The following is a 13041-nucleotide window of genomic DNA, read 5'->3' on the forward strand; positions in this document are numbered from 1 at the left end:
CCCCGTCCGACGATCTGCTCTCGGCGGCGGCGGCCTCTCAAGCGCCGCTCATGGCCATGAGCTTCGCCGTCAGCTCCTCCTGCGCGGCTCTCCATGTCTTCACCGACCGGCCGAGGGTGAAGACTACCTCCAGCGCGTTCGGCTTCGCCGCGGAATGTGCTGCGACGTCGGTCCTGGCTTTCTGCTCGTCGACGGCTGTCGCACTGACTGTCAACCTGCAGAGAGCAGCACTGTTCTCTGCAGCAGACAGCTGGCGTTCGAGCCTGTCCAGCTGTGACCGGTCAGCGGCGATTGAGGCGACAAGACCGGGGCGCTCCCGATGCGCCAGGTGCAACCCCTGCCGCTCGACTCTCAGCCGATCCACGCGGTCTCTGGCCACGAAGAATGCCACCCGGGCCGTACCCCACGGCATGACGTCCTGCCGAGGTGACGCTCCGAGATAGTCACTGAGACCGATCGTCTTCTCCGCGCCCTTCCCGGCTTGCCGTGCACCGAACATCAGTGTGTTGGCGAAAGCGGAACGATTCGATGCGCTACCGAGACGGCCGGATACCAATCCCCACGCCGTGTTCTCGGCGTCTCCGGAACCTCCGGTTTCTGTGCCTCCGTGGGGCTCGCGTCCGCTCCGTAACAACGCCGTCGCAATGTCAGTGAAGTAGTCGCTGACATCCCGGTAGCCCTCAAAGACAGCCTTCTCGCCAGGAATCTCGAGACTGATGTTGTCAACGGCACCGTTGTTCGACGAAGCGATGATGATCTCGGCACCTCGAACCGAATGCCTGAGTTGGCGGACCGAACGCCTTTTGTCGGTCTTGGAGATCCAGCTGTACTCCGTCTTCGTGAAGGCATCCGAAGGCCGGGCGAACTCGGCGAGTGCCTGGGCGCGACGAGTGACAAGGGCGGCCACGATGTCACGGAGCATCGTCGTCTTGCCGGTATCGGGCGGGCCGTTCACCGCGAAGAGGCCATCGGAGGAGTCTGCCACGTCGGCGATGATGCGGTTCACGGCGAACTGTTGAGACACAGACAACGCCTGGGTCGGATCGGCCGGCCACCGCCCGTCCGGAATCAGATCGGGTGCGACCGAGTCGTAGACCACTCCCGGATTCTCGCCGACATCGATGCGTTCTCGCGCTGGTCCCGATCCGAGGTATCGGCGAACGGACTCGGGACCCAGCCCGCGCTTGGAGAGTTCATGGAGATCGCGCGAGAAGAAACTGTTCAAGAAATCGCTCGACTGCTCCGGATCCGGCTGTTCGTCCCGAAGTGGTATCTGTCGGCTACTGATCCAGAGCCCCAGCCCCTCGCCACCCAGGGTGAGTTTGCCCTCGACCCCCGCGAGATGGACTGCGGCCGTCACGAGATCCCACAGATCTTCCTTATCCAGGAGATGAGTCGACGTGCTCACGGTGGTGTCGCCACCCGTCCGGATCCGATTGCGAACGACGACCTCGCGAAAGCGTTCCTTCCACTGTTCCTCGTCGGCGGTGAAGTCCGAGAACACATCCCCCAGCTGACCGGCCCTGAGATAGCGTCCCGTCGCCCACACGCACTGCGAACAGACGAAGCTGTTCTCCACAAGCGAGCCGTTCTGCCTGACCGTCAGCGACATGACAGCGCTCTGTCCGCTCCGGGCATTCGGATTGTCGTCCACTTCGGACGGCAGAACCCTCCACGCTGTCTCCACGTCGAAAACCCCGATATAGACCGTATGTTCCCACACCCTGTGAGGAGGGCAGTCTCGCCATCCTGCTTCCTGCAGCCACGGGAGAACTGCGTCACGTGAACGGTAGTCGCCGACGAACGGTACGTCATCCCGGGATCTGGAAAGCTTCGGAACCGGCTGTGGGGTGAACGCTTCCACAGCGAGCCAGAACGGAATCGGATCCTCTTGTACTTGAACACGCATTGCTCGACCCTAGCGAGTAGCTGGTTGTGAAGGAATTCTCAGCAAATCGTGCGGTGAGCGCCCTGGCGGGCGGAAACGGCGATCACGCCGCGTCGAGGTACCCGTTCGGGTTCAGCACGTACTTCGTGGCGGCACCGGCGTCGAATTCGGCGTAGCCCCGGGGAGCATCCTCGAGGGTGATCGCCTGCGCATTCACGTTCTTCGCGATGTGCACCCTGTCGTGCAGGATCGCCTGCATCAGGCCGTGGTTGTACTTCATCACAGGGCACTGGCCCGTGGTGAACGAGAGCGACTTCGCCCAGCCGGTACCGAGGCTCAGGCTGAGCGAGCCCTTCTTGGCGGCCTCGTCGATTCCGCCCGGGTCGCCGGTCACGTAGAGCCCGGGGATGCCCAGGGCACCACCCGCCGCCGTGATGTCCATGAGCGAGTTGAGCACCGTTGCGGGCGCCTCCGCCGCATCGGCACCGTGTCCCTGGCCTCGGGCCTCGAAGCCGACGGCGTCGATGCCGCAGTCGACCTCCGGGATGCCGAGGATCTGCTCGATCTGGTCGACGATGTCACCCTGGCTGAGGTCGATCGTCTCGCAGCCGAAGCTCCTCGCCTGCTCCAGGCGCCCGTCGTTCATGTCGCCCACGATCACGGCGGCGGCGCCGAGCAGCAGGGCGGATGTCGCGGCCGCCAGTCCGACGGGCCCGGCGCCTGCGACGTAGACGGTCGAGCCGACGCCCACGCCCGCGGTCACCGCGCCGTGGAAGCCCGTCGGGAAGATGTCGGACAGCATCGTCAGGTCGAGGATCTTCTCGAGTGCCTGGTCGCGATCCGGGAACTTCAGCAGGTTCCAGTCGGCGTAGGGCACCAGCACGAATTCGGCCTGTCCGCCGACCCAGCCGCCCATGTCGACGTAGCCGTAGGCGCTGCCCGGGCGGTCGGGGTTGACGTTCAGGCAGATGCCGGTCTTCCGCTCCTTGCAGTTGCGGCAGCGCCCACAGGCGATGTTGAACGGCACAGAGACGAGGTCGCCGACCTTGATGAACTCGACGCCGGGGCCGACCTCCACCACTTCACCCGTGATCTCGTGGCCGAGCACGAGGTTGACGGGGGCGGTCGTTCTGCCCCGCACCATGTGCTGGTCGGATCCACAGATGTTGGTTGCGACGGTGCGGATGATCGCACCGTGGGACACCTTCCGGCCGATGTTCGCTGGGTTCACGCCCGGACCGTCCTTCAGCTCGAACGTGGGGTAGTCGATGTCGATGACTTCGACCACTCCCGGTGCCTTGTAGGCGACTGCTCTGTTGTCTGCCACGATGATCCTCCTTGATCACACGGTCCGGTTGGGGCCGGTCTGGCCAGCCTATGCGGGCACGACCCGAGGAGGAGAGGATCATCCGACTCTTGACAGGTTCGCCGTAGCGGCGGCGACGACAGGCTAGATCAGGTCGGGGGAGGGGGTGCTGGTCTGGCGCACCGAGACGTCGGCGTGACGGTCGAAGCGGTAGCCGACGCCGCGCACGGTGCGCACGATGTCCTCGTAGTCGCCGAGCTTCGCGCGGAGGCGCCGCACGTGCACGTCGATGGTGCGCTCGTTGGGGATGTCGTCGAGGTCTTCGTGGCCAGCGCCCCAGAGAGACGAGATGAGTTCGGCCCGCTCGATGGTGCGGCCCTCGCGGAGCACCAGGTACTGCAGCAGCTCGAACTCCTTGTAGGTCAGGTTCGCGGCTTCGTTGTCGAGCAGCACGCGCTTGCGGGAGAGGTCCACGACCACTCCGTCACGGGCGCGATCGGACGGATCGGCTTCGGGCTCGGTGCTCTGTCGGTGCTTGGCGAGTGCGGCCGGATCCTGCAAGGCGAGGCGCACGACCTCGACGTCACGACCGCCGGATCCGCGCGGCGCCAGGGCAACGGCGGCGTAGGTCTCGGAGCTCGGGGCGAGCTGGGCGACGAGCGCCTTGATCTGCGAGACGATCGAGCCGAGCGAGGTGCCGTCGGCTTCGGCCTTCTCCTCGTCGATGCCCACGTAGACGACGAAGCCGCGGGCCTCGGTGCCGACAGGTACCGCACGGATGTGGGAGACCGCGGGAGCGGCCGACAGCGGCGCCGGGTGGATGGCCGGGGTCTCGGCAGGGGCGACGTAGGCGGTGGTGCGGGGGCTGGTCAGGTGTGCAATGGACACGAGGGTGTTCCTTCGGATGATGATGCTGCGCACCGTCGGCCGCGAGGGGCCTGGAGAGCGGTGCTGTGAGTCGAGTCGGCGGGAGCCGGAGAACGGATGGCGGGGGAGCGGGCATCCGGGAGCCGTATGACGAATCAGACCTGCAGAGTGCGGGTGTGGCAAGCGTCAGGGCCCGGCGAGGGATGTTCTCGTCAGCGACACATTCGACAACGCATGACCGCGCCGCCGGGCATCATCATGCCGGCGTTCCTCAGAGCCTCGAAGGAGGTTGGGGCGGTCGCGTTGTCATACATAGAAATGAGTAAAGCCGATTATCGGCGTCCGTGTCAATTCTTTTGCGTGGATCCGGCCGGGAGCGGCAGGATGAGTTGCTACACCAAGCCGTAGAGCCGGTCGCCCGCGTCGCCCAGCCCGGGCACGATGTAGCCGTTCTCGTTCAGCCGTTCATCCAGTGCGCCGAGCACCAGCGTGACGTCGCGGCCCTCCGTGCGCTTCTCGAGCATCTCCACGCCCTCGGGAGCAGCGAGCAGGCAGATGGCCGTGACGTCGACGGCACCCCGGTCGAAGAGGAAGTCGATGGCCGCGCTCAGTGACCCGCCCGTGGCGAGCATCGGGTCGAGCACGAAGCACTGTCGATCGCTGAGGTCGTCGGGCAGCCGCTCGGCGTACGTCGTGGGCTGCAGGGTCTCTTCGTTCCGCACCATGCCGAGAAAGCCGACCTCGGCTGTGGGCACGAGTTTCACCATGCCTTCGAGCATCCCGAGCCCCGCGCGGAGGATCGGCACGACCAGGGGCCGCGGCTCGCTGAGGGCAACGCCGGTGGTGGTCGTCACGGGGGTCTCGATGGTGACCTCGTTGATGCGCACGTTCCGCGTCGCCTCATAGGCCAGCAGCGTGACGAGCTCTTCGGTGAGGGCCCGGAACGTCGCCGACGGGGTGGTCTTGTCGCGCAGCACCGTCAGTTTGTGCGTGATGAGCGGGTGGTCGGCAACGTGTACTCGCATAGGCTCAATCTACACAGGGGTGCTGCTGCCACGGCACCTTCCCGGAACGGCTGGAGGAGCGCAAGTGCCCACGTCGCTCCCGCCTGCGTCGCCGGAACACGACGGGTGGATGATCGAAGCCCTCGCTGAGGCCCGGCAGGCGTTGCTCACGGCCGATGTGCCGGTCGGCGCAGTCGTCGTCGGCGCGAACGGTGAGGTTCTGGCCCGCGGGCACAACGAGCGTGAGCTGCTGAGAGACCCGACAGCCCACGCCGAGATCATCGCACTGCGGCGGGCGGCCGCGCTTCTCGGAGACTGGCAGCTTGCGGGCAGCACACTCGTCGTGACGCTCGAGCCCTGCGTGATGTGCGCCGGAGCCATCCTGGCCGCCCGCGTCGCGCGCGTGGTCTTCGGCGCGTGGGACGACAAAGCGGGGGCTGCCGGGTCCGTCTACGACGTGCTGCGCGATCGTCGGCTGAATCACCGGGTCGAGGTGCTCGCCGGTGTTCGCGCCGATGAGAGCAGCGAACTGCTCAGCGGCTTTTTCCGCGGGTATTCTCAGGGATAGGGACTGCCCAGCACAACTCCCCCGAAGGGGTTCCAGCGTTTGCGAGCTTTTTCCCCCGTTTGGTCGCACAATAGGACTTCCTAGCACTCTTCTCGCGTTTCCTGCGCGAGTTCGTGGCCGATCCGAAACCGGCCGCAGACGGTGAGTTTTTCGTGGACTCGTCCCTCGATGTTCAAGGCGTGACCGGGGGGTCGGCTGCCAGCGGAGCTGAGCGCGACCCCCTCTCTGTCGAGCCTGCAGTATCCGGTACCCGCGGTGCGCGGCTCTGGTTCGGCCGGCATGCGGTGTCGCTCGGCTGGTTCGTTCCGCTGATCGTCCTCGGTACCGCTGTGCATGCTGCGGCGCTGACCTCCCGCGCCGCCCCGGGTGAGCTTCCCGGGGCGGTCGCGGCGGTCGTCTTCGGAACGCTGGCCGCCCTGCTTCTCTGGATGCTCGCGCGCCGCCTGCATCTCACTCAGCCGGCTGCCGCCCTCGCGGTCTTCGTCTTCCTTCTGTCACCGCTGGCACTCACCGCGCACACAACGGCGTCCCTGCCGAACGCTGTTGCGCCAGTGCTGCTGGCGGGGGTCATCGTCGTCATCGATCCACGGAGATCCACGAGGCTCCGGATGATCGTGGGTGCCATCGTCGCCGCGATCCTGGCTGTCGTGCTGCTCCTCGAGCTGGCCGCGTCGGGTGCGCCCGCAACGTCGTCGGTGATCGGGAGGTGGTGGGCCCTCGATCCTGCGATCCTGATTCTCGGAACAGGCTGCTCGGTCGCGGCTCTCGCGGTGGCACGCCTGAGACCGTTCGGTCTGGTCTCGCTCGGGCTGGTCCTTCTTGCCCTCCGTCCCGGAGCGGACATGCTTGTTCCGGCTGCTGCCCTGTGGCTGCCGCTCGCGGCACTCCTTGTCGCCGGCACCGTGCAGGCAGCGGCCCAGGCCGCCTGGGAGGCCGGTTTCACGGCTGTCTGGCTGGAGATCGTGGCCGGTATCTTCCTGGTCGCCGTGGTGGGCGTGTTCATTTTCGCCGCTCCCGCCCTGGCGCCGGGGTATCGCACGCTGCTGGAGGGTTCGCCGGGTGGGCAGCCTGGGCAACCCGGGGCAGTCCCAACGTTCGCGCAATCCGGTGTAGTTGGGGATGCCGCGGCCGGTGCGACGCCCCCTGCATCGGCCGGTGCGGAGGTTCCGGGGACGGACGATCCGACGGGCCCCGCGGCAGAAGCAGAAAGCGGCCGGGCCCTCGCCGGGGCGCAGACCGCGGCCCGGGCATCCATCGGCCTGCAACTGAGCACAAACCCGCAGCTGCAGCTCTCCGCCGAGGCGACTGCCGAACTGGTCGCAGGCGATGTCGATGTGCGTTCCGTGCTCACGCTCGCGCAGCTGCTTGCCTCCACGCCCGTTGCGGTCTCCGATTTTCCGGCGGTCGCCGGCGAGGTCGGTGCCCCCCGTCGGCAGATCCTCATCTCCTCGCTCGGCGGCCGAGCGTCGACGGGCAGCAGCGCAGTACTCAACGACGTATCGGCATATTTCGAGAACCTCGCGCCGCCTCTCGGGGGGGCGAATGTGGTGAGCACGGACGACGGAGTGCTCGTGATCTTCCCGTTCGGCGAACCTGCCGACCTTTTGCCCGCCGGCCAGGGACCCTGATCGGAGACCTCCGCTCCCGGAGCCCACACTCCACGCTCCACGCTTCTTCCTGCGCCTGTCTCCACCGCCCGGCGGCCCCCACAGCACTCCACATCGAAAGGACCATCCCATGGCATCGCACTCCCGCACAGGCTCGTCGCTCACAGGGAGGCTCCCTGCGGCTGTGGCGGCGGCCAGCATCGCTCTGGCCGTCTCCCTGCTCGGGTTCGGCGGGGCCACAGCTTCCGCCGCGACGACCACCTCCATCGCTCTGGCTCCGGCCGCCGGGGCTCCCACCGCCGCAGTGACGACCGGTTGGTTGCGGCTTGCGCATCTCTCACCCGACACGTCGGCGGTCGACATCCGGCTCTCTGCTCTCGCCGGTGGCACGGTCACACAGTCGCTCTCCAACATCGGCTACGGAGCTGTGTCGGCCTACATGGCACTGTCCCCCGGCACCTACGTCGTCGCGATGGTTCCGACCGGAGGCGACTTCACCCAGCCGATCATCCAGACCTCCGTGACAGTGGTCGCCGGTCAGCCGCTGACCGTCGCGGCCTTCGGAAAGAATGCAGACCTCAGGGCTGCCGCCTACCGTGACGACCTGACCACCCCGCCGGCGGGGCAGTCGCGGGTCCGGGTGGTTCAGGCCTCGACGATCGTGCCGACCGTGAGCGTCGCCACATCGACCGGACGCTCGATCGCAACCGACGTCGCCCAGGGTGTCGCCACCGACTACGCGAGCGTTCCGGGCGGGCCCTGGAAGCTCGACCTCACCGCCGGTGCGGTGCAGTCGACGGCCGATGTCGACCTGGCGCAGGGATCCATCTCCACACTCTTCGTTCTCGACAATGCCTCAGGGGGGCTGGCGCTCAAGCCGGTGCTGGACTCCTCGAGCGCCGGAGACCTCCCCGTGGGCGGCGTGCAGACGGGTGCAGGCGGCACTGCCCTGGTGCACGCGAGTGCCGCCGAGGACAGCAACCGGCGCATCATCGACATCGGAACGGGGGCGGTCTCCGTGCTGGCTGCCGCGATCGTGATCTTCGGACACCGTCGGCGGACTCGGTTGGCGCAGAGCAGCAGTGATTCTCCGCACCAACCGCAGTTTCGCCGCCTGCCCGAGAGCTACCAGAAGCACGACAGGCAGTGGTACGACAACCTCGCCCATGAGCGGCAGGAGCGGGAGCGGGAGGTTCGCGGGGACGCAGCTGCCGGGCCCTCGGAGAGGCGCTGACGGGAATGCGCTTCACGATCGGTTCGGCAGTGGTTCGCGGCGTCGCGGCGCTGATGCTCGCCGGCGTGTTGTGGGGCGTCACCGGATGCTCGACCGCAGTATCGCCCGGGGCGCTGCCGGGCGGGGAATCCGGAACCGGCGACCCTGGTCGGGCCGCACCGGGAACCGCCGCACCGGGAACCACGTCGCCGGGCGGAACGGCAGACCGCGGCGGCACCGGCAGCTTCCAGGATCCCGACCTCGGCACCGCACCCGGGTCAGCGGTGGTCGACGGGTCTGCGAAGCCCGTCCGGGTGCAGATCGCCTCGATAGGCGTCGATTCGGCTCTGGAATCGCTGAAGAAGGATGGCAGCGGCTCCCTGCTACCGCCGGTGGACTTCGCCTCAGCGGGCTGGTACAGCGGGGGAGTGGCGCCCGGCGCTGTCGGCCCTGCCGTGATCGCGGGCCACATCGATTCGTCGGTCGGCCCCGCCGTGTTCTACCGGTTGTCGTCCCTCGCTGCGGGGGATCCCGTGGGAGTCACTCTCGCCGACGGTCGCGTGGCGACCTTCACCGTCGACCGCGTGATCCAGATCGCAAAGGCCGACTTCCCGACGGCAGAGGTCTACGGGGCAGTACCGACCGCGCAGCTGCGACTGATCACCTGCGGCGGCGTGTTCGACGACGACTGGGGGCACTACCTCGACAATGTCGTGGTGTTCGCCTCGGAGACGGCGATCAGCCCTCAGCCCTGATCGGTCCGGAATACTGATCGGCCCGCGATCCGGCCGCGTGGCGCTCAGTCCGAGGCCCGGATGACGATCGCCTCTGTGGGCGTCGCCGGGTCGACGGGTGCGATGTACACGTCGGGTTCGATGTAGATGACCCGCGCGATCGGCACGGCGGTTCGGATGCGCGCTTCGACCGAGTTGATCGCGCTCGCGACATCCTCGAGCCGTGCGCTGGCCGGCATGGCGACCTTGGCCGCCACCAGGAGTTCTTCCGGCCCGAGGTAGAGGGTCTTCATGTGGATGACGCGCTCCACGTCGTCGCCCGCCTCGATGGCGTCGAGGATGGCGCGGGTGTCGACCTCGCCGGCGCCCTCGCCGACCAGCAGGCTCTTGGTCTCCATGCCGAGTACGAGTGCGACGAGGATCAGCAGCACCCCGATCCCGACCGTGCCGATGCCGTCGAAGACCCCGTTGCCGGTGATGATGGCGAGCAGCACACCGACGAAGGCGAGCGCGAGGCCCACCAGCGCAGCGAAGTCCTCGAGCAGCACGACCGGCAGTTCGGGAGCCTTTGCGCGGCGCACGAACTGCACCCAGCTCTGCGTGCCGCGGGTGTGGTTGCTCTCCTTCATCGCGGTGCGGAGCGAGAAGCCTTCGAGAACCATCGCGGCGACCAGCACCGCGATCGGCAGCCACGGTGTCTCGATCGGGTGCGGGCTCCCGATCTTCTCGATCCCCTCGTAGAGCGAGAAGACCCCGCCCACGGAGAACAGGATGATCGACACGACGAAGGCGTAGACGTAACGCTCACGGCCGTACCCGAACGGGTGCTCGCTGTCAGCCGCCTTCTTGGCCTTCCGCCCGCCGAGCAGCAGCAGCAGCTGGTTGCCGGAGTCGGCGAGGGAGTGCACACTCTCGGCGAGCATCGACGACGACCCCGAGAAGACGAAGGCGATGAACTTGATGACCGCGATGCCGATGTTCGCCCCGAGTGCTGCGAAGATCGCCCTGGTGCCGCCGCCTGTGCTCACGTGATGTTCCCTCGTTCGATCGAGCCCTGGGGGCCAAGTTTAGATCCGACAGGCTCCACAGGTCTGCGGGCAGCCGGTAAGCCGGTCGGCGCGGCAGCGGTCAGCGCGGCAGCCGGGCGAACGCGTCGATGTCGGACGCGGTGCCGGAGACGACGATGAAGTCCTCGGCCCCCACTTCCGTGCTCGCGCCGGCGTAGACGAACGGAGCGCCGTGCGACTTCACGCCCACCACCGTGATGCCGAACAGACGACGGAGCCCGAGCCCCTGCAGCGGCCCGCCGCGAGCCACCTCCGGTGGGCGGAGCTTCGCGAGCGAGAGTTCGTCGTCGAACTCGATGAAGTCGAGCACCTGGCCCGACACGAGATGGGCGATCCGGTCGCCTGACTCCGCCTCGGGGTAGATCACGTGATTCGCACCGATGCGCTCCAGGATCGTGCCGTGCGACTTCGACATCGCCTTCGCCCAGATCTGTGAGATGCCGAGATCGACGAGGTTCGCGGTGATGAGCACGCTGCCCTCGACGGATGATCCGACCGCCATGATCGCCACGTCGAAGTCCTGCCCGCCGATCTGCCGCAGGGCATCCAGATCCGTCGCATCGGCTTGCACGACATGCGTGACGCGCGTCGCCCACTTCTGCACGAGCATAGCGTCGGTGTCGATGACGAGCACCTCACGCCCCAGCTGCTCGAGCTTGTCGGCGGCGGCAGCGCCGAACCTGCCGAGCCCGATGACCAGCACCGGAGCGCCGCTCGACCTGTCTCTAGCCAACGATCGGCCTCTCCTCGGGGTTCTGGAACAACTGGCGCCTCTGCCTGAGCGCCAGGGCGGCGGCGAACGTCACTGTACCAATGCGTCCCATGAACATCGTGGCCGCCATGACGTAGACGCCGGCATCCGGCAGCGACGCGGTGAGCCCGGTCGAGAGACCCGACGTTCCGAAAGCGGAGATCACGTCGAACAGCACGTCATCGAGGGAGGCTTTCGAGATCTGCAGGATGACGATGGCCGAGACCGCGATGGTGCTCGCGCCCCAGAGCACCACGCTGACCGCGAGTCGGAGGATGTCGACGGGGATGCGGCGACGGAACGCCTGCACCTGGTCGTTGCCGCGTGCCTCGGCGAAGGCGGCGAGGAAGAGGATCGCGAGCGTGGTCACCTTGATGCCGCCGGCCGTCGACGCTGAGCCGCCGCCGATGAACATGAGCATGTCGGCCACGAGCTTGCTGGAGCCGTTCAGTTGGTCGATGGGAATTGTCGAGAAGCCACCCGACCGGGTCATCGTCGACAGGAACAGCGACTGGAAGCCCTTGTCGAACCCGTTCAGCGGGCCGAACGTGGCCGGGTTCGAGAACTCGAGGGCGAAGAAGAGCAGACAGCCGGCCCCGAGCAGGATGACCGAAGTGACGAGGGTCAATTTGACGTGTAGCGACCACTGGTTGCGCCCGGGTGTGCGGAGGGCCCGCGAGAAGGCGTAGATCACCGGGAAGCCGATGCTGCCGAGAAAGACACCGATCATCAGCACGGTCAGGAAGTAGTAGTCAGTCGCGTACGGCGCGAGCCCGTCGGCGTTGGGGGTGAAGCCCGTGTTCGTGAAGGCCATCGCCGAGTAATAGAGGCTCTGCAGCGCGGCCGTTCCGACGGGGATGCCGTCGATGAGCATCCGCGGGAAGAGGAGCAGGGCGAGGCCGCCTTCGATGACCAGCGCGCTGACCGCGACCGTGGCGAGCAGCCCGCCCACTTCGCCGAGCCGTACGGCCTGGCTCGCGCCCGCAACGCCCGAGTGGGTGCGGGACGGGTCCGCCTCGCCGGCTGCGAGGATGCGCGAGCGGAGGCCGAGGCGCCGGGAGACGACGAGGCCGAGGATCGACGCCAGCGTCAACACCCCGACGGCGCCGATCTGCACGCCGACGTAGATGACCACCTCGCCGAAGAACGACCAGTGGGTGGCCATGTCGACGGTGGAGAGACCGGTGACGCAGATCACGGTGACGGCGGTGAAGAGCGAGTCCGCCAGATTCGTCGACGTGCCGGTCGCGCTCGAGATCGGCAACGAGAAGAGGAACGTGAACAGCACGATCAGGAGCACGAAGACGAGCACCGCGAAGCGCGAGGGTGACCGGCCCGAGAAGTCCTCGATGGCGTCCCGGAACTGCCTCGAACCCGACCGCACACCGTAGCGGGGCGCTCTGACGGGTGCGCCCTGGTCCATGCCCCCCAGCTTGGCACCCGCGCACGGCGGACACAACGCGGCGCGGCGCACTACCCTGTAGCCATGGCCGACATCTTCTCTGTGATAGCTGACCCCACGCGCCGCCACGTGCTCTCGCTGCTGTTGCAGAGATACGTCGCTGCTGACCGCGACGACGAGGGCGCCGAACCGTTCGGCGCGATCGGCGTCTCCGAGCTGGTCTCCCAGTTGGAACTGAGCCAGCCGACGGTCTCCAAGCACCTGAAGGTGCTGCGGGATGCCGGGCTCGTGAGCGTTCGTGAGGTCGGGCAGCATCGCTACTACGCGCTCGAGGCGTCGCCACTCGAAGAGGTCGAGGACTGGCTGATCCCGTTTCTGAGTGCCGACTTCGACGAGGTCGAGCAGGAGGACGGCTTCCGCATCGAGGGGGACCTCGCCGATCTCGTCGAGCAGGGCAAGTCCCAGGCGTCAATCGTGGGGGAGCGGGTCGGCCACTCCGTCGCCTCGGCGACCGGTCGTGCCCGCTCGATCTTCGAAGAAGTCACTCGGAGATTTCCGAACATTACAAGAAGTAGCGATTAGTCGCGGGAATCTCTCATCCGCGCCACATACACGCTGAGAAAGTGCTGTGAGC

The 13041-nt window shown here is 67.2% G+C and carries 12 protein-coding genes; 5 read left to right on the forward strand and 7 right to left on the reverse strand.

The features are described 5' to 3' along the window. Positions 1 to 37: 37 nt before the first annotated feature. The 4 genes from B7R22_RS01570 to upp form a co-directional block, all read right to left on the reverse strand. Complete coding sequence (locus B7R22_RS01570; RefSeq protein WP_147305262.1) at positions 38 to 1654, reverse strand: AAA domain-containing protein; 1617 nt, start codon at positions 1652 to 1654, stop codon at positions 38 to 40. Between the two features lie 337 nt (positions 1655 to 1991). Then, a complete protein-coding gene (gene fdhA / locus B7R22_RS01575; protein ID WP_116410062.1) occupies positions 1992 to 3215 on the reverse strand; it encodes a formaldehyde dehydrogenase, glutathione-independent in 1224 nt (407 codons plus the stop codon). 123 nt (positions 3216 to 3338) lie between these two features. Next, the gene (locus tag B7R22_RS01580) at positions 3339 to 4082 is read right to left on the reverse strand and encodes a winged helix-turn-helix domain-containing protein (protein WP_116410142.1); all 744 of its coding nucleotides are present in this window, start codon (positions 4080 to 4082) and stop codon (positions 3339 to 3341) included. A 371-nt stretch (positions 4083 to 4453) separates the two neighbouring features. Beyond that, positions 4454 to 5086, reverse strand: coding sequence for a uracil phosphoribosyltransferase (gene upp / locus B7R22_RS01585; protein ID WP_116281497.1), 633 nt, complete (start codon positions 5084 to 5086; stop codon positions 4454 to 4456). Positions 5087 to 5150: 64 nt separating this feature from the next. Here upp and tadA point away from each other — a divergent pair, with 64 nt between their 5' ends. The 4 genes from tadA to B7R22_RS01605 all read left to right on the forward strand — a co-directional run bounded on the left by tadA (position 5151) and on the right by B7R22_RS01605 (position 9208). Further along, positions 5151 to 5633 (forward strand): tRNA adenosine(34) deaminase TadA, encoded by a 483-nt coding sequence (gene tadA, locus B7R22_RS01590; RefSeq protein ID WP_301182583.1) that lies wholly within the window; start codon positions 5151 to 5153, stop codon positions 5631 to 5633. 152 nt (positions 5634 to 5785) lie between these two features. After that, the gene (locus B7R22_RS01595) at positions 5786 to 7261 is read left to right on the forward strand and encodes a hypothetical protein (RefSeq protein ID WP_147305263.1); all 1476 of its coding nucleotides are present in this window, start codon (positions 5786 to 5788) and stop codon (positions 7259 to 7261) included. Positions 7262 to 7370: 109 nt separating this feature from the next. Next, the gene (locus B7R22_RS01600; RefSeq protein ID WP_116410065.1) at positions 7371 to 8474 is read left to right on the forward strand and encodes a DUF4397 domain-containing protein; all 1104 of its coding nucleotides are present in this window, start codon (positions 7371 to 7373) and stop codon (positions 8472 to 8474) included. A gap of 5 nt (positions 8475 to 8479) precedes the next feature. After that, a complete protein-coding gene (locus B7R22_RS01605; RefSeq protein WP_116410066.1) occupies positions 8480 to 9208 on the forward strand; it encodes a class F sortase in 729 nt (242 codons plus the stop codon). Between the two features lie 44 nt (positions 9209 to 9252). On the opposite strand, the gene B7R22_RS01610 is transcribed toward B7R22_RS01605, so the two are convergent. From B7R22_RS01610 to B7R22_RS01620, 3 genes are all read right to left on the reverse strand, one after another. After that, entirely contained in the window at positions 9253 to 10215 is a 963-nt protein-coding gene (locus B7R22_RS01610; RefSeq protein ID WP_116410067.1) for a cation diffusion facilitator family transporter, read from the reverse strand. Positions 10216 to 10315: 100 nt separating this feature from the next. Further along, on the reverse strand, positions 10316 to 10987 hold the full coding sequence (locus B7R22_RS01615) for a potassium channel family protein (RefSeq protein ID WP_116410068.1): 672 nt from the start codon (positions 10985 to 10987) through the stop codon (positions 10316 to 10318). Continuing rightward, entirely contained in the window at positions 10980 to 12428 is a 1449-nt protein-coding gene (locus tag B7R22_RS01620; RefSeq protein WP_116410069.1) for a TrkH family potassium uptake protein, read from the reverse strand. The genes B7R22_RS01615 and B7R22_RS01620 overlap by 8 nt, the downstream gene beginning before the upstream one ends. A gap of 63 nt (positions 12429 to 12491) precedes the next feature. Here B7R22_RS01620 and B7R22_RS01625 point away from each other — a divergent pair, with 63 nt between their 5' ends. Next, positions 12492 to 12989: an ArsR/SmtB family transcription factor gene (locus B7R22_RS01625; RefSeq protein WP_116410070.1), complete on the forward strand. Its 498-nt coding sequence runs from the start codon at positions 12492 to 12494 to the stop codon at positions 12987 to 12989. Positions 12990 to 13041 lie beyond the last annotated feature (52 nt).

This window comes from Subtercola boreus (genome assembly GCF_003399635.1).
GTDB classification, from domain to species: domain Bacteria; phylum Actinomycetota; class Actinomycetes; order Actinomycetales; family Microbacteriaceae; genus Subtercola; species Subtercola boreus_B.

Excerpts from the sequence above, each read along its gene's own strand:
- upp (WP_116281497.1), bottom strand. The coding sequence starts at position 5,086 with ATGCGAGTACACGTTGCCGACCACCCGCTCATCACGCACAAACTGACG.
- B7R22_RS01600 (WP_116410065.1), top strand. The coding sequence starts at position 7,371 with ATGGCATCGCACTCCCGCACAGGCTCGTCGCTCACAGGGAGGCTCCCT.
- B7R22_RS01605 (WP_116410066.1), top strand. The coding sequence starts at position 8,480 with ATGCGCTTCACGATCGGTTCGGCAGTGGTTCGCGGCGTCGCGGCGCTG.
- B7R22_RS01620 (WP_116410069.1), bottom strand. The coding sequence starts at position 12,428 with ATGGACCAGGGCGCACCCGTCAGAGCGCCCCGCTACGGTGTGCGGTCG.
- B7R22_RS01625 (WP_116410070.1), top strand. The coding sequence starts at position 12,492 with ATGGCCGACATCTTCTCTGTGATAGCTGACCCCACGCGCCGCCACGTG.